General features: G+C 43.1%; 13 protein-coding genes. 11 read left to right on the top strand and 2 right to left on the bottom strand.

Annotated features, from left to right (window positions below):
* Positions 1-129: 129 nt before the first annotated feature.
* The 8 genes from G590_RS0100620 to G590_RS0100655 all read left to right on the top strand — a co-directional run bounded on the left by G590_RS0100620 (position 130) and on the right by G590_RS0100655 (position 9,884).
* Entirely contained in the window at positions 130-1,080 is a 951-nt protein-coding gene (locus G590_RS0100620; RefSeq protein ID WP_022763729.1) for an ABC transporter permease, read from the top strand.
* Positions 1,081-1,091: 11 nt separating this feature from the next.
* A complete protein-coding gene (locus G590_RS0100625; RefSeq protein WP_022763730.1) occupies positions 1,092-1,958 on the top strand; it encodes a carbohydrate ABC transporter permease in 867 nt (288 codons plus the stop codon).
* A 74-nt stretch (positions 1,959-2,032) separates the two neighbouring features.
* Positions 2,033-2,755 (top strand): rhamnogalacturonan acetylesterase, encoded by a 723-nt coding sequence (locus G590_RS17895; RefSeq protein ID WP_022763731.1) that lies wholly within the window; start codon positions 2,033-2,035, stop codon positions 2,753-2,755.
* 7 nt (positions 2,756-2,762) lie between these two features.
* Positions 2,763-4,451 carry a glycoside hydrolase family 43 protein gene (locus tag G590_RS0100635; protein WP_022763732.1) on the top strand — a complete coding sequence of 563 codons (1,689 nt, stop codon included), beginning with the start codon at positions 2,763-2,765 and terminating at the stop codon, positions 4,449-4,451.
* On the top strand, positions 4,448-6,349 hold the full coding sequence (locus tag G590_RS17900; RefSeq protein ID WP_022763733.1) for a family 43 glycosylhydrolase: 1,902 nt from the start codon (positions 4,448-4,450) through the stop codon (positions 6,347-6,349). The genes G590_RS0100635 and G590_RS17900 overlap by 4 nt, the downstream gene beginning before the upstream one ends.
* Before the next feature lie 33 nt (positions 6,350-6,382).
* Positions 6,383-8,149: an ABC transporter ATP-binding protein gene (locus tag G590_RS0100645; RefSeq protein ID WP_022763734.1), complete on the top strand. Its 1,767-nt coding sequence runs from the start codon at positions 6,383-6,385 to the stop codon at positions 8,147-8,149.
* Positions 8,146-8,994, top strand: a complete 849-nt coding sequence (locus G590_RS0100650) for a sugar phosphate isomerase/epimerase family protein (protein WP_022763735.1) — start codon at positions 8,146-8,148, stop codon at positions 8,992-8,994. The genes G590_RS0100645 and G590_RS0100650 overlap by 4 nt, the downstream gene beginning before the upstream one ends.
* Before the next feature lie 104 nt (positions 8,995-9,098).
* The gene (locus tag G590_RS0100655) at positions 9,099-9,884 is read left to right on the top strand and encodes a hypothetical protein (protein WP_022763736.1); all 786 of its coding nucleotides are present in this window, start codon (positions 9,099-9,101) and stop codon (positions 9,882-9,884) included.
* A gap of 71 nt (positions 9,885-9,955) precedes the next feature.
* Here G590_RS0100655 and G590_RS20235 read toward each other — a convergent pair whose 3' ends face one another.
* Together G590_RS20235 and G590_RS0100665 are read right to left on the bottom strand one after the other, a co-directional pair.
* On the bottom strand, positions 9,956-12,070 hold the full coding sequence (locus G590_RS20235) for a hypothetical protein (protein ID WP_022763737.1): 2,115 nt from the start codon (positions 12,068-12,070) through the stop codon (positions 9,956-9,958).
* A 79-nt stretch (positions 12,071-12,149) separates the two neighbouring features.
* Positions 12,150-13,403, bottom strand: coding sequence for a tRNA(Met) cytidine acetate ligase (locus tag G590_RS0100665; protein WP_022763738.1), 1,254 nt, complete (start codon positions 13,401-13,403; stop codon positions 12,150-12,152).
* A gap of 122 nt (positions 13,404-13,525) precedes the next feature.
* On the opposite strand from G590_RS0100665, the gene G590_RS0100670 reads away from it, so the two are divergent.
* From G590_RS0100670 to G590_RS0100680, 3 genes are all read left to right on the top strand, one after another.
* Positions 13,526-14,719, top strand: coding sequence for an acetate/propionate family kinase (locus G590_RS0100670; RefSeq protein ID WP_022763739.1), 1,194 nt, complete (start codon positions 13,526-13,528; stop codon positions 14,717-14,719).
* Between the two features lie 15 nt (positions 14,720-14,734).
* Positions 14,735-15,604, top strand: coding sequence for an aldose 1-epimerase family protein (locus G590_RS0100675; protein ID WP_022763740.1), 870 nt, complete (start codon positions 14,735-14,737; stop codon positions 15,602-15,604).
* A gap of 199 nt (positions 15,605-15,803) precedes the next feature.
* A complete protein-coding gene (locus G590_RS0100680) occupies positions 15,804-16,850 on the top strand; it encodes an ATP-binding protein (protein ID WP_022763741.1) in 1,047 nt (348 codons plus the stop codon).
* Positions 16,851-16,858 lie beyond the last annotated feature (8 nt).

The following is a 16,858-nucleotide window of genomic DNA, read 5'->3' on the forward strand; positions in this document are numbered from 1 at the left end:
TTCAAAACAGATTCTTTTAAACTATCTATAATCTGTATGGGCATCCATCCGGGTGCCCATGCAGAACCTTAAAGAAATCCTTTATTTCACCGCAATCAACAAAAGTATTTATATGAATGGGGCAGTAAAATGAGCAAAACACAAAAGGTTACATCCACAGGTCAAACTATAAACAAAAAGCCTTTGGGTATGCGTATATGGAACCACAGAGGTTTTTACCTTATGTTTCTTCCTGTAGTTATATATGTTCTTATTATCTATTATTGGCCAATGCTGGGCGTAAGATACGCTTTTTATGACTACACACTTAAGAAAATGGAACCGGTAGGCTTAAAACATTTCGAGAAGATGTTCGCTGATGCGGATTTCTGGAAAGCCTTTTTTAATACACTTCAGCTTTCAATCATAAAGCTGCTGATAACAACAGGTACTGCTGTTATTGTATCTGTCTTCATCAATGAGATGGCAAATCTGTTTGCCAAGAAAGTGCTGCAGACAGTAATCTATCTGCCACACTTTATGTCATGGACAGTTACAGCAGCTATTTTCACTCTTTTCCTTTCAACTTCTTCAACAGGTTTCGTAAATGAAACACTTAAGAGCTGGGGACTTATAAAAGAGAGTATTGACTTCATGCATGAGCTTACGCTCTGGCGACCTGTTTACTATCTGGTAAATATCTGGAAGGAGACAGGTTGGGGAACAGTTATCTTCCTTGCAACCCTTGCAGGAATCAACCCCGAGCTCTATGAAGCAGCTGATATCGATGGTGCTACAAGACTTCAGAAGATCTGGTACGTAACAGTTCCTGAGCTTCTCAACACGATCATTATCGTACTTATCCTGAATCTGGCTAAGGTTCTTAACCTCTTCGAGTCAGTATTCGTTATGTACAACAACAGAGTATTTGCTGTTTCAGATGTTATTTCAACATACATCTATCGTAAGACCTTTATGACAGCTATCCCTAACTATGGATATACTACAGCGGTAGGTCTTTTCAAGTCACTTGTTGGATGCGCACTGGTACTTATTTGTAACTGGGCCAGCAAGAAAGTCCGCGGTCGCGGTATTATTTAAGGAGGCTTACGATGGCAAAGAGAGTAGAATTTGGTGCAGGTCGTAAGAAAAAGACCGATGCATTTGATGTAGTAAATTACATAGTATTTATTTTGTTGGGACTTATAGTTCTTTTCCCAATCTGGAAGGTTGTTGTTGATTCCTTCAATGCTGTTGGTGTTTACAAATTCCAGTTTTTCCCTAATGAACCAACACTTGACGGTTATAGAACAATCCTTCATACAGCTAAGCTTTACAGACCATTCCTTAACTCAGTTATCACAACTATTTTCGGAACACTTCTCGGTCTTGTAATGTCAACCCTTGGTGGATACGTTTTGTCACAGTATGAGATGCCCGGAAGAACACTGTTTGCATACTTCCTGCTCTTCACCATGATTTTCTCAGGTGGTATGATCCCTGAGTACCTGGTAATGAAACAGCTCGGTCTTACCAATAACATGTGGGTACTTGTTGTTAAGCATGGTATGAACGTATACAACCTCGTTCTTATGCGTAACTTCTTTGAAGGTATCCCCGGATCACTGTTTGAAGCAGCTAAGATTGACGGATGCTCCCCTATGGGAATCTTCTTCAAGATCGTGCTTCCTCTTTCAAAGGCAGCTCTTGCTTCAATCGGTCTTATGTTTGCGGTAACCGTATGGAACGATTATTCAACAGTACAGATCTATATCACAAACCGTGATCAGGTTAACTTCCAGTACATTCTGAGAGTTATGGTCATGGACGGAGATACGCCTACAACAGCATATAAGGTATCACAGAGTACACTTTACTATTCAGCAATTGTATGTGCGATCCTTCCTTTCATGCTTCTTTATCCTTTCCTTCAGAAGTACTTCGTAAAGGGTGTTAACGTAGGAGCCGTAAAAGAGTAATTTAAAATAATATGTATACTTAAACAGGCCGTCCAGGTTTATAGCTTGGACGGCTGTTTTTGAAGGAGCAGAAAATGAGACACATATTTTGGGCGGGAGATTCAACGGTAGCCACCAATAAGGCATCAACCTATCCTCAGACAGGAATAGGTCAGGCTTTTGACAGGTTTACAGCAATGGATGTGGCAGTCTGCAACAGAGCGGTAAACGGACGAAGCACTAAGAGTTTTATTGACGAATCAAGACTTGCGCCTATTTATAATGAAATCACAAAGGGAGATTTTCTCTTTATCCAGTTCGGACACAATGATGAAAAGATAAATGACCCGTCACGATATACCGATCCTCACGGGGAGTTTACAGTAAATCTTGGCAAGTTTGTAAATGTCGCAAGAAACAAGGGAGCTTATCCAGTCTTTATAACATCGGTTGAGAGAAGACTGTTTGACGAAAACGGAAAGCTTAAACCCTCGGAGCATACTGAATATGTGCTTGGAATGAAGGAGACTGCCGAAAAACTGGATGTTCCGGTGATAGATCTTTTCACCATGAGCAGGGAATTTCTTGCCAAAACGGGAGATGAGGCTTCGAAGAAATATTACATGAATCTGGAGCCGGGAGAAGCAGAGTGGGCACCTGAAGGTAAAACTGACAACTCCCATCTAAAGTATGAGGGGGCTATGCTTTATGCAGGAATGATTGCAAAGGGACTTTTGGAGCTTGGCGGAGTTTATGCATCCCTCCTTGCGGATGACGGGTTTGTAAAAGACACTACAAAAATAGAGATAAACGGATGAGAAAAATATGAAAACATATTCTGATCTTGGATATACATTCAGAAATCCTGTACTTTTTGCTGATTACTCCGACCCTGATGTGATAAGAGTCGGAGATACGTTCTTTATGACTGCCAGCAGCTTTAACTACACCCCGGGGCTTCCAATTCTTGTGTCAAAAGACCTTGTGAACTGGAGCCTGGTTAACTATGCTCTGGAAAACATAGGTCAGGAGCGCTTTAAGATTCCAAGGCACTCAGAGGGTGTCTGGGCACCTTCTATAAGATTCCATGAGGGAATGTACTACATATACTACGGAATGCCGGATGAAGGCTACTACGTTGTAAGAACTGAAGATCCTTTTGGCGTGTGGTATGAGCCGCATCTGGTACTCGCAGGAAAGGGGCTGATTGATCCGTGCCCGTTCTGGGATGAAGATGGAAGGGCATATATCATCCATGGCTATGCCAAGAGCAGGATTGGATTTAAGAGCATACTCGGAATCTTTGAAATGAGTCCCGACGGTCTTGAGGCAATAAGCGAAGACCACTTTATATTTGATGGCAATGACCCAAAGAACCCCGCTGTAACCATAGAGGGGCCCAAGGTATATAAAAGAGGTGACTATTATTACATCTGGGCACCTGCAGGGGGTGTAAGAGAAGGCTATCAGGTGGTACTCAGATCAACTTGTATTTACGGCCCGTATGAGATCAAAACGGTTATGTATCAGGGCAATACTGTAATAAACGGACCTCACCAGGGCGGACTTGTTGATACGCCTGACGGAAAAGAGTATTTCCTTCACTTTCAGGACAGAGGGTTGTACGGAAGGATCTGTCATCTCCAGTATGTCACATGGGACAGTGGCTGGCCTGTTGTCGGTTCAGATCTTGATGAAGACGGAATCGGAGAACCTGCCTATGAGCTGGATAAGCCTGTGTTTACAAACGATGAACCCGTATATCTGGAGGCATCGGATGATTTTTACATGGGTAGCCTTGGAATGCAGTGGCAGTGGATGGGGGATCATGATGATAGTTTCTACGGAGAAGTGACAGATGAAGATGGATCTGTTTCGGATGGCCTAAGGCTCTTTTGCAAAAATCCATCTCGTGAGGAGAAGCCAATACTGTGGCGCAGCGCCAATGTGCTGACTCAGAAGCTCATATATCCGGCATTTGAAGAAGAAACTGTTATGGATGCATCGGGGCTGAAAGAGGGAGAGCGTGCCGGAGTCTGCATGACAGGCGGCCAATACGTTGCAGCTTTTATTGAGAGGGATGAAAACGGAGAGTACTTTGTAAAGACAATTCATTCCGAGGGCGATGATAACGCCAAGACTGAAGTGGTTGATCTCTCGTTACCTCTTAAGAAAACAGTTGAAGAAAACAATGAGTCTTTTGACTATGCACTTAAGAACATAAAATGGATCATGACCTTTACAGGAGGGGAGACATACTTTCAAAACGTAACCCCAAAACCTGACAGTGAGCAGATGAAACTGAAGGTGTATCTGTCTTTTGACCGTACGCTAATGTTTGAGCCGGGCGCAGATAATGAAAACGTCATGATAGATCTTGGAATCGATTTTACACCGTCAGATCACACCTGGGTCGGTGCCAAGCTTGGAATATTTGCTCTGTCTTCGGGAACCGGTAATGATCCGGAGGGATATGCTGATTTTAAGAGTTTTGTTGTAGAGGAAATCCTATGATTGATGCAATAAGGCAAAATGATCTGGACAAACTAAAGGATATTCTGATAAACGAGCCATCACTGGTAAGCAAAGAGGCTCTGTTTGAAGCTGCAAGGCTTGGGAATCCGGAAATTATTAAATACCTTGTTGAGTATTCACGGATAAGCCTTAATGAGTATGATGATGAGCATAGAAATGTGCTTCACTACGGAGCTGAATCGGGTGAGATTGAGGCTTTTAAATATCTTGTGGAGAGGTGTGGAATGGATCCCCTTGCGGGAGATGCAGATCTCGTGACCCCGTGGGATATGGTTCACGGACAAAGGGTAGAGATTGAGAAATATCTTGAGGAACGCTACGGCCATAAATATGAGGACTTCTACCATAATCCTGTACGGACAGGCTTTTATCCGGATCCGTCCATCGTCAGAGTGGGCTCTGATTACTATATGGTAAATTCCTCATTTATCTTTTTCCCGTGTATTCCAATATCTCATTCAAGGGACCTCATACACTGGGAGATAATAGGACATGCAATAACAAACCCTGATTGGGCGCATCTTGATGAACTTGAAGGCGGGCGCGGCTACTGGGCTCCTGACATTTCATATTATGAGGGGCGCTTTTATATCACTGCAACTTACAGACTCAATGATGTTCCGCCCACATACAGAAGGCAGATAGTGGTAAGCTCAGAGAGACCGGAAGGTCCGTATACCGAGCCTGTTTTCATCGATGAGGATGGAATTGACCCCAGTATTTTTAATGATGATGACGGCAGGAGATATATGCTGTTAAACCGTGGAGCGAGGATATTTGAGCTGGATAAGTCGGGAACCCGTAAGATATCTGATGCTCAGCTTCTTTATTACGGAGATTACAAGAGAGCTCCGGAAGGACCTCATTTATACAAGAAGGACGGCTATTATTATCTTCTGGAAGCTGAGGGAGGAACAGGTCTTGGACACAGAGTAACGGTGGCAAGGTCAAAAGAGCTGCACGGAATTTATGAACCCTGTCCATACAATCCTATAATGAGGCAGGAAGATGAAGGTGCAGCGATCCAGAGATGCGGACACGGCGATCTTGTAGAGACAGAAGACGGCAGATGGTTTATGGTCTATCTGTGCGGAAGGCAGATAGGATATGGCTACAGTATACTTGGAAGAGAGACGGCACTTGATCCCGTCACCTGGACAGCAGACGGATGGCCTGTAGTGAACGGCTTAAATGGACCTTCTGCAATGCAGGTTAAGCCATTCCCTGATATGGAAGAGACTTCCGGAAAAGAGATCGTATCCGGTCCGGAACAGATACTCTCTCCATGCGGGCTTTACATGGAATATATGACTTCCAGGCCTTTTAGAGCAGGAGATGTATACTGTGATCCTGATAAGAGTTGTTTTAGGATCCGTGGCAGCAAAGCGCCGCTTAACAGTGTGGATAGCAGGAATATAGTTCTCAGAAGGCAGACATCCTTTGCTTTTTCATATTCGGTAACCATGGATTTACCGGATATGACAGAGGGACAGAGCGCAGGAATAACCGGCTACTACGATGAAAACACCTTCTTTGAATTCGGAGTGACAAAAAAGAACGGGAGCCTTTTTGTCTATTCCAATGAACACATAGGAGATGAGGACAGATTTCTTTTGTCAAAAGACGCGTTGGCCGGTGATACAGGTTCAATAAAGCTCTATATGGATACTGACGGCCTGAAACGAAGACTTTCTTACAATATAAACGAAGGTGACTCAAGGCTTGAACATACGACTCTTGAAAATGTCTTTTACCTGTGTGACGAAGGCCTTAGCCGTGGTAAGAGATTTACCGGAGCGCTTGTTGGAATGTACGTTTATGAAGGAGATAACGAGCTTACTGTAACCTTCTCCAATGACAGGTATAATGTTATATAACACATACAAAACAAGATGATTTGAGGTTTACCAATGAAACTGGATACAGATGTCTATTTTGACAGCTACAAAAAACATAAGGGAAATCCTCTGATGACCCTGATCGGGTTTTATAAGGGGATGTACCACAACTTTTTCTGGTCCACTGTATTTTATGTGATAAAGCACTCTCCGGTATGGATACTGCCTATCGTGACAGTAAACATCATAAATGCGGTGACCGACCATAGACCAAATGTAATTACACTGATCATATTTAATATAGTTCTGATGGTATTTCTTTTGATACTTAATGTGCCGATGAACTATCTGCATATTCATTTCAGGAGCAAGTCGGTAAGAAAGGTGGAAGCGGGACTTAGAAGTGCCTTGGTGCACAAGATCCAGGTCATGTCCATTCCACATCAAAAGGATATGCTCTCGGGAAGGCTTCAGTCCAAGGTTATAAGGGATGTTGAGGCGGTTGAGACGCTTTCTGACCAGATATTCGTTTCGCTGATCAATATCATTATCAACATGTCAGTGGCACTGGCTGTAACGATAACAAAGAGCATAGTCGTATTTCTCTTTTTCCTGTTCATGGTACCTCTTGCAGCTTTGCTGGTGGTTACCTTTAAAAAGCCTATCAAGAAGCATAATCAGAAATTCAGGAAGGAAATGGAAGAGACTTCTGCCAAGGTCATGGAGATGGTACAACTGGTACCCGTGACAAGAGCTCATGCGCTGGAAGATGAGGAGATAATGAGGATGGATACTCAGGTGGACCTCATTGCCCAGGCGGGGTATAACCTTGATATCATTCAGGGCAATTTCGGAGCGGTAAGCTGGGCGTTCTTCCAGATATTTCAGGTTTTGTGCCTTGCATTTACTTCAATACTGGCCGTTAAAGGCAGAGTGCAGATCGGAGATGTTGTTCTTTATCAGAGCTACTTCACATCCATAGTAGGACAGGTATCATCTCTTTTGACACTTCTTCCTGTGATATCCAAAGGCCTTGAGTCTGTGAGCAGTATTGGGGAAATCCTTGAATTTGAGCATGTTGAGGACAGTTCGGACAAAGAGGAAGTTAGAGATATTGAGGGCAATTTCACATTTGAAAATGTCGGCTATTCATATCCGGACAGCGATGAATATACTGTTCATGATATCAATCTTCGTGTTAATAAGGGCGAGACTGTTGCGTTTGTAGGTGAATCCGGAGCAGGTAAGTCAACTATTATGAATCTTCTTGTCGGATTCGGACTGCCTACAAGCGGACGGATCCTCGTTGACGATAAGGATCTCAGTCACATAAATCTTCAGAGCTACAGAAAGAACCTTGCTGTTGTTCCACAGAATACAATTCTTTTCTCCGGAAGCATAAGAGATAATATACTCTACGGAACCAGCGACATTACTGACGCTGAGCTTGACAGAGTTATCGAGGAGTCGGGCTTAAAGAGCGTGATCGATAAGCTGCCCATGGGACTTGAAACGAAGGTGGGAGAGCACGGAGATAAGCTTTCAGGCGGACAGAAGCAGAGAATCTCAATCGCGAGAGCTTTGATCAGACACCCGAAGGTAATCCTTCTTGATGAGGCAACATCTGCTCTGGATGCTCTTTCGGAAAAAGAGGTTACCTATGCGCTGGAAAATATGTCAAATAAATGCACTACCTTTATAGTTGCCCATAAGCTTGCTACGATTGAAAAGGCTGACAAGATAGTTGTAATAGACAAAGGCACAGTGGCAGAGTGTGGCACTGCAAAAGAGCTTATGGATAAAAAAGGAATATTCTACAGAATGGAGATGACAAAATGATACAGCTTGGAATCAGATTTCACGATGTAAAAGAGCTCCCCTTCGAGGAGAGGTTACAGGAAGTAAAACGACAGGGATTTTCCTGCATCCACCTGGCACTGTCCAAGGTTCCGGGATTTACTGCGGATACAAATGCCCTTACACCGGGATATGCAATGTATTTAAGGAATGCCCTCAGAAAGGCAGATCTTGATATGGCGGTTCTGGGGTGCTATTTAAATCTGGCTAATCCCAATGCCGAGAAACTCGCTGAAATCCAGGAGAAATACTATGCTCATATCCGCTTTGCTTCTATAGCAGGATGCGGAATGGTCGGAACTGAGACCGGAGCTCCCAATGAAGGTTATACATATGACAAAGAGGCCTGCCATTCAAAGGAGGCACTTGAGATCTTTATAACAAATCTTCGCCCGGTTGTGGAATGTGCAGAGAAATTCGGAGTCATAGTTGCTATTGAGCCGGTTTACAGACATATTGTCTACGATGCAAAAAGAGCAAGAGAGGTTCTGGATCGCATTGGATCGCCTAATCTCAAGATAATATTTGATCCGGTTAATCTGTTATGGACGGACAATTATGACAGGAGGATGGAAGTCATAGATGAAGCCATCGATATAATCGGTAAGGATGTGGCTATGATCCATTTGAAAGACTGCCTTCTTGAGGGGGATAAAGTAAAGAGCGTGGGATGCGGATTCGGCGATATGGATTATACGAATATCATACGATTTGCGCTTGAAAATAAGCCCTTTATCCATGCAACCCTTGAAGATACCAAGCCTGAAACAGCTGTTGAGTCAAGAAAGTGCATAGAATCCGTGATAGAAAATTATTACAATAAATGAAACAACTTTGGTAATTTTGTTCATTGCTGAATCCTCTCATATCTGTTAAGTTATTCGATGTTGTGTTTTTAGAAGAAACAAATAGTTATGTAGAGGAGAGAATTATGAAAAGAAAACTTATTGCAATCGCAATGACAATGACAATGGTTATGGCTCTTTCAGCCTGCGGTAAGAGTGCAGAGGTTGATGAGCCTGCAGTTGAGGTCCAGGCAGAGGAGTCTGCAGAGGCTACAGCTGAGGAATCTGTTGAGGCATCTTCTGAAGATGAGAAGTCTCTTGAGGAGCAGGCTGCTGAGGTTAGTGCTGAGGGTGAGGCGCCTCAGGCAGAAATGGAAGAAGCAGGTGAGTTTTCAGTAGGTACAGTTGAGGGAAATTCCTATGTAAACGAGTACTTCGGTGTTAAGCTTAACCTTCTTGATGGTTACGCATTTGTTGATGATGAAGCTCTTGCTCAGATCACAGGTTTAACAGCAGACATGCTTTCAGACAACAAGCTTCTTGCTAAGGCTATCGAGGACGGAACAGCAACAATCATCGCTTATGCTGCTGATTCAACAGGTCTTAACAACGTTAACGTAACAGTACAGTCAAATGCATCACTTGCAAACGCAATCCTTGATGAGGAAGCTGTTCTTGTAGCAAGCGTAGGCCAGGCTAAGTCAGCTCTTGAGGCTCAGGGTATCTCAAACATCACATACGATGTTGTAGAGAAGGAAGTTGCAGGAGAAAACCACAAGGTTCTTAAGATGAACGGTGAGTTCAACGGCATTGAGTTCCACAACGAGATGGTTAACCTTCAGAAGGGTGACTACATGCTCGCATTCGCAGCAACATCATTCAACGGTGATTCAACAGATGCTATGATTGACGCTGTTGAGGCACTCAACTAATATATATAAGCAGAAAACATATTGCAAAAGAAATCCCCGGACGCCGGTATGAACGGTGCTCGGGGATGTTTTTATTTCTGAAGATGTTTGAGCTGATTTGTCACCTCCGGCGGGACATCGATTTCCTCTTTGTTCAGCTTGTGGATTATGTTTGTAATGGGCTTTATGAGATTTCCCATATGAGCCTGATAGTGATTGATCAGTTCTGTATACTGAGGGTTATCGCCGATCTTTTCACGTATTTCTTTCGAGAACGGACAGAAGGTAAACAGGATTTCTCTGGCGACCTTGTTGAGCCTTGGTGAACCGGCGGACTCAAACTTAATATAGGAGAGATAGTCTGCGATAAAGACATTTTTGTAGTTATTGCTGTATTTCTTGAGGTCTGTCTTTAACTTCTCCTTATTTTCTGCGGACAGTGAAGAGTTCTTTTTAAAGAACTGCAAATAGTCGCAGTACATCGATGTCAGTGACGGGTCTGTGACGTCGTTCCAATGCACGCCTTGAGCAGTCTTGCACATTTCCCACCTGAACTCGCCAAAGAGCTTGATCATGGCTTCTTCGGTGTTCTCGGTATTAAAGATCGAGACTATCATACGTGCCCTGGTTCTTCTGTTTTTGCCGTCTATTTCCTGCCAGAGGCTTGCGCGGCTTCCGACGTTTGGCATAAGGATCATATAAGGAGTAATGTCATCGTCGTAATACAGCTGTGTAATACCGATATCAGTATTTGAATAAACAGCCTGTCTGCAGAACACACCGTAATCGATACTGCGTATCATATCAAAGTATTCATTGACCTTGGCTGATGTCTGATATGCCATATCCAGAGGCCTTAGGACATTCTGAGAGTCAAAGACGGGAACAAAAGAGGATATACGTCCAAAGGTCATTCTGTTGCCCAGCGAAAAGAGATTGTGAATCTCAAATTCAAGCCTCTTTTGAGGATTGCCAAACATGGCTTCCATCTGAGCTTCATTTATGGCCCCGCTTGTCTTTTGGTCGCGCAGATATGTTGGCCAGTCCTGATCGAATTCATTTCTTGAAGGTTCAACCTCCAGCATGAATATCTTCTTCAGCCATTCATATATTGTAAAAACGTTTCCTTTTGGATCAGGAATATAGGCCTTGGCCATGTTGTAGAGGATAGTGGTATATTTATCGCCTGCAAGCTCCTCATCAACAAATCCGAACATGAAGAACATCTTAACTTCTGTAGGAACATTTTCATCGGTAAGGCTCTTTAAAAAGGCCGGGAGATAAATGTTATAGAAAGTAGATCCGATGCTTCTTCTGAGTGCTCTTGCTTCGTCTGATGAATCGTATCTGTTTTCGTTTGCCTTAAATGCTGTTATCTGTTCTTCAAACACAGCAGCAACTTCGCTGCTGACACCTGAATAGGAAAGTATTGTTGCCAGGGCATTCACGACAGTGACTGTAGGTTCACCTTCACCGCTTGCCGCTTTTTCCTGGTCAGAGAGCCTTGCTCTTATGACCTTCATGGCAGAAATAAAACCTGCGGCTTTCTTTTTCAGAGACCTTCTGTATTCGTTTAAAAGAACTACTTCATCGGAAATTGTGAAGTAGATATTGAAAGTGCTCATTACCATTCCGGTGGCAATATCGATGTTGAGAGGGTAGAGCGTCTTTTTCAGTACGGCTTCATTCTCTTTTAGTGAGTTAATGAAATCTATTGTCCATTGGGGAATTTTTTTGGAACGTTCAGGAGGTATCAGTTCATCGATCTCCGGGAACTGTTTTGCAATTTCACCGACCTTGATGCACAGATCAGGATAATCTGCGTAGTCAGCCATGATCTGATCGTATTCCTTGACAGCATCGTCAAACTGCTGATCATAGACAGCGCAGACAAGCGCAGCCGTATCCGTTGACTGTGAAGCCAGGATTGGAGCAATCTTAGGATTTGATTTTACAACTTTGGGAATGTCTGCAGCAGACTCATACGGATACGAATAGACGGCGGACTCCTCTAAAGCCTCTATAGTGTAGTTATAGGGCTTGCCCGGATGTTCGACGATGCCTATGAAAGTTCCGACACCGGCATTGATGGAAGAGTAGGGATTGGAAATTTTAAGACTTCCCTTGACCAGAACTTCCACAGTAGAAACTATATCTGTACCGGCTTTATGCAGGATCTGACCTTTTTCAAGTTTAATAAGACCCATGACGCCTCCGTGAATCAATCAGCAGTGTCCATACATATATATGTTATCACGATAAAAAGTTCACTTCAATTTAAATATATTAAAGAATTATCGGTTTTAAACTGTATTCCGACCCCTCGTAGGACTTAGAGACAGAATTATAGATGCTGCTGGCGGTGAGTGTTTCGTCAAAAAGTCTTTTTTGAAGGGGGCTTAAGGTCTTTTTAGCATATTTAGGCCTGTCGATGACAGGGATCACAGATGAATCGTGAATACGCGCAAGAACATCGGATGAAGCGGAATTAAGCCCCAGTACCCGTGCATAGCCGGTAAAAGAGTCCTTCTTATACTCGTTCATGTTTTCCTTGGTAATGTTCAGAAGGATATGCAAAAGAGATCTGCTTATCCTTGTGTATACGTGATTTCTGCTCTTTAGCTTCGTGCAGAAATCACTGAAATTATCAAAGCTGTCAAGATTATTGACCATGAGATTTGAGATGTCAGTGTTGACATCAAGATAATCTGTATATCCTTTATCCTTTTCCAAAGTTAGCTTGTAACGAAGGAGCTGGGACAGATCATTGGAGGATAAAAAGCTTCCGCCATATGATGCGATTTCTCTGATGGCGCCATCGGGCATAAAGCCGTTTAAAAGCTCTTTGGCATGGGCTTTGGTATAGTTTTCTGAGGCCGTAAAGATCCTGGCCCTTACGCCGGATGCACTCGGAACGCCGCCGAGATCGTCGCTGTGATAGGGCTGACCGAAGCGTTCTATGGTATAGGGTTTTATTTTGCTCTTTTGTTTTTTGAGTGCTTTCAGATATTCTATTGCAAGGATGCTGTTAGGTGATGAAAAGATCTGCCTGTAAACATCGATATTGTTATCGACAGACTGATTTTTAAGAGCAGCCATGAGTGCACTGGCACTGGCTGCAGGATAGGGCATTCCCTCTTTTAGCTCTTTTTCAAGGATCTCTTTATAGAGCCCGGGTTCGCTGTTTAAGATATCCGCGATGGTATCAAGCTTATCAAGATCGGCATGTTCGCTGCCGAAGCATAGATAATCAACACATCCAAGACCATTTAGTATTGCTACTGCACCCTGGGCAAAGTACTCGGCACTTCCGGTGCTGTAGTATACCGGAAGCTCAAGAACAAGATCTGCACCGCAACTAAGCGCCATTTTTGTTCTGGCGAATTTGTTTACGATGGCCGGTGCTCCGCGCTGGACAAAATCTCCGCTCATGACAACTATGGCTCTGTCAGCTCCGAGATTTTTTTTGCAGGTTTCGATAAGGTGCTTGTGACCTTCGTGAAATGGATTAAATTCTGCTATTATTCCGATAGTTTTCATAGGAAATTACCCGTTTTTCCAATTTTTGTACAAGTTTTACCCTTGTCCTTAAATTATAATATAAGTATATTTATTATTGGAAGTTTTTTGACTTTAAATAAAATGGGAAAAGAGGTTACTACATGAAAATACTTGTTATCAACTGTGGAAGTTCATCACTGAAGTTCCAGCTTATCGACTCTGAAACAGAGGCAGTTATCTGCAAAGGACTCTGCGAGAGAATCGGAATCGACGGAAGCCGTATTGTTTATACTCCTGCCGGCAAGGACAAGATTACCAAGGAAGAGCCGATGCCTGATCACAACAAGGCTATAGAGATGGTCATCGAAGCTCTTACAAATGCAGAGGACGGCGTTGTTAAGCTTGAGGAGATCGGAGCTGTTGGACATCGTATCGTACACGGCGGCGAGAAGTTCACTAAGTCAGTTGTTATCAACGATGAAGTTATTAAGGCAATCGAGGAGGTTTCAGATCTTGCACCTCTTCACAATCCTGCTAACCTGATTGGAATCAGAGCATGCCAGAAGGTTATGCCCGGAGTTCCTATGGTTGCAGTATTTGATACAGCTTTCCATCAGACAATGCCACAGGAAGCATACCTTTACGGTCTTCCATATTCATACTATGAGAAGTACGGTATCAGAAGATACGGCTTCCACGGTACAAGCCATTCTTATGTAAGCAAGCGCGCTGCAGAGATCATTGGCAAAGACATTAAGGATCTTAAGATAATTGTTTGCCACCTTGGAAACGGTGCATCAATTTCAGCTGTTAAGGACGGCAAGTGCATTGACACTTCAATGGGGCTTACACCTCTTGAGGGTCTTATCATGGGAACAAGAACCGGTGACATCGATCCTTCAGTTGTTGAGTTTGTAATGAAGAAAGAAAACTCTACAGTTGCAGACGTAACAAACCTTCTTAACAAAAAGTCAGGTGTTTACGGTCTTTCCAATAACCTTTCATCAGACTTCAGAGATCTTGAGGATGCATATCTTAAGGGCGATGAGGGTGCCAAGAGAGCAGTAGATGCGTTCACATACAGGGTTGCCAAGTATATCGGATCTTACACAGCAGCTATGGGTGGCGTTGATGTTATCTGTTTCACAGCAGGTGTGGGTGAGAACAGCGGATTCACAAGAGGACTTATCTGCGATAGACTTTCATTCCTCGGTGCAACGGTTGATGCTGAGGCCAATAAGGTTCGCGGCGAAGAGAAGACTATCTCTGCTGCTGACTCTAAGGTTCTTCTTATGGTGGTTCCTACTAACGAAGAGCTTGCAATCGCAAGAGATACTTACGAACTCTGCAAATAACAGAAAGGCTTTCGGATGAAAAAATACAGTATCTCAAATGGCACTTACAACCTTACAGTATCTGATCACGGGGCTGAGATTACATCGCTTTTGAAAAATGGACGGCAGCTCATGTGGCAGGCTGATCCTGCTTTTTGGGGCAGAACATCTCCTGTGTTATTCCCGCTTGTAGGTAATTATTGGCAAAAGAAGTCAAGATTTGCCGGCAGGACTTACGAAATGGGACAACATGGTTTTGCCAGAGATATGGACTTTTCCCTGCTTTCACAGACCGGTGATGAACTGGTTTTTGAACTAAGGGACAATGAAGCTACACATGAAAAATATCCGTTTTCTTTTGTGCTTCGTCTTGGATACAAGCTTGGTACTGACGGAGTGGAGGTTATATGGGAAGTGGAGAATCCTACGGATGGGGATATATTCTTTTCCATAGGTGGTCATCCGGCTTTTAACTGTGACCTTTCCGGGGATAAGCTTTTATTCATGAAAAAAGGAAAGAGGGTTTTGGGAAATATTGAGTCTAAGATTATTTCTCTTGATGGAAGCGGATGTCTTTCTGATAACTCAAAAGAACTATCTCTTAATGATGGAGAGCTTGCGCTTAAACCGGAACTCTTTGATGAAGATGCACTTATAATAGAGGATGAGCAGGCTGACATGGTCGCTGTTATAAACAGTGCGGGAGAGGAACTTGTCTCAGTCAGCTTTGATGCTCCTTTATTTGGAGTATGGTCACCTGCAGGCAAGAATGCTCCGTTTGTTTGCATAGAGCCCTGGTATGGAAGATGTGACAGAGTCGGGTTTACCGGAGATCTTTCCGAGAGGGAGTATGGCAACAGACTGGGCGCAGGAGAGAAGTTCAGAGTGTCCTATACAATAGCCTGATATTGTTTTGTATACGCAGACAGCAGTGGTTTTATATCCACTGCTGTTTTCTATTGCTTTATATTGTTGGAACAGGGATTATAGTAAATTATATGTAATTATATCAAATTATATGGAAATATATTAAATTATATGATATTATAGTTAAGGCTCGGATATTATATCGTTTTATATTAGCTGTTTACAGACGGAGGCAGGTATGACTGAAAGAAATCCATATGCCATTAGCTTTGGGAGAATCCCTACGCAGTATATCAGCAGGGATATTATTATTGATGAGATAGTAAGTGCATTCAACAGCGATATCGCTGAGGAGCAGGCATTCAAAATAACGGGAATACGAGGAACAGGTAAGACTGTTACGCTTACCGCCATAGAAAAAGAACTCTCGGAACAGGGAGAGTGGATCATCGTAAACCTTAAGCCGGGAGCTGAAATTACCAATGACCTTGTGGCCAAGCTATATACTGAAGTACCATTCATTACATCCTATGTGGATGCGAATTTAAATCTGTCAGCTTTCGGCATAGGCCTTAACTTAAAAAAGAAGAGTCCGGCAGCAAGTCTTGATCTTGTTCTGGAAGAACTGCTCGAAGTTATAAACAAGCAGAAAAAGAGAGTGCTTGTTACGATTGATGAAGTCAGAAAGACAGATGCGCTTGTTGATTTCATTCAGGAGTATCAGATTCTGATTCGAAAAGATCTTCCGGTATATCTTCTTGTGGCAGGCCTTTATGAGGATATTGAAGATATTGAGAATACTGACGGATTGACGTTTTTCCTCAGAGCTACCAAGTATGAGATGACACCGCTTAATATAGGAGTCATCAGGGAGGACTATAAGCTTACAATGGGGCTTTCTGACGATGTGGCATATGAACTTGCAGTGATGACCAAGGGGTATGCTTTCGCATATCAGGCCTTTGGTAAATATATGTGGGATTCAAAGAGCAAAGAAATTACACCTATGGTTCTTGCCAAGGTCGATGATGCCCTGGCTCAGAAGGTTTACGACAAGATATGGAGTGAGCTTCCTCCCAAGGATAAGTGGTATCTGAGTTTTATTGTGCAAAAAGATAATATGGATGCATCTGAGCTTTTGGAGCTCACCAAGAAGAGCCACAGTGACTGGAGTGAGCCGAGAAGGCGTCTCATCGAAAAGGGAGTTATAGACGGCTCAATCCGTGGCAAAATTGTCTTAAGACTTCCAAGATTTAAGGAATATGTAGACAGCAAACAGTTTTAAAAATATAT

Source organism: Butyrivibrio sp. XPD2006, assembly GCF_000420865.1.
In the GTDB taxonomy this organism is placed as follows: Bacteria; Bacillota; Clostridia; order Lachnospirales; family Lachnospiraceae; genus Butyrivibrio.

Bases quoted from the DNA above. Each gene is read 5' to 3' on its own strand.
- G590_RS0100620 (WP_022763729.1), top strand. From the start codon at position 130: ATGAGCAAAACACAAAAGGTTACATCCACAGGTCAAACTATAAACAAA.
- G590_RS0100625 (WP_022763730.1), top strand. From the start codon at position 1,092: ATGGCAAAGAGAGTAGAATTTGGTGCAGGTCGTAAGAAAAAGACCGAT.
- G590_RS17895 (WP_022763731.1), top strand. From the start codon at position 2,033: ATGAGACACATATTTTGGGCGGGAGATTCAACGGTAGCCACCAATAAG.
- G590_RS0100635 (WP_022763732.1), top strand. From the start codon at position 2,763: ATGAAAACATATTCTGATCTTGGATATACATTCAGAAATCCTGTACTT.
- G590_RS17900 (WP_022763733.1), top strand. From the start codon at position 4,448: ATGATTGATGCAATAAGGCAAAATGATCTGGACAAACTAAAGGATATT.
- G590_RS0100645 (WP_022763734.1), top strand. From the start codon at position 6,383: ATGAAACTGGATACAGATGTCTATTTTGACAGCTACAAAAAACATAAG.
- G590_RS0100650 (WP_022763735.1), top strand. From the start codon at position 8,146: ATGATACAGCTTGGAATCAGATTTCACGATGTAAAAGAGCTCCCCTTC.
- G590_RS0100655 (WP_022763736.1), top strand. From the start codon at position 9,099: ATGAAAAGAAAACTTATTGCAATCGCAATGACAATGACAATGGTTATG.
- G590_RS20235 (WP_022763737.1), bottom strand. From the start codon at position 12,070: ATGGGTCTTATTAAACTTGAAAAAGGTCAGATCCTGCATAAAGCCGGT.
- G590_RS0100665 (WP_022763738.1), bottom strand. From the start codon at position 13,403: ATGAAAACTATCGGAATAATAGCAGAATTTAATCCATTTCACGAAGGT.
- G590_RS0100670 (WP_022763739.1), top strand. From the start codon at position 13,526: ATGAAAATACTTGTTATCAACTGTGGAAGTTCATCACTGAAGTTCCAG.
- G590_RS0100675 (WP_022763740.1), top strand. From the start codon at position 14,735: ATGAAAAAATACAGTATCTCAAATGGCACTTACAACCTTACAGTATCT.
- G590_RS0100680 (WP_022763741.1), top strand. From the start codon at position 15,804: ATGACTGAAAGAAATCCATATGCCATTAGCTTTGGGAGAATCCCTACG.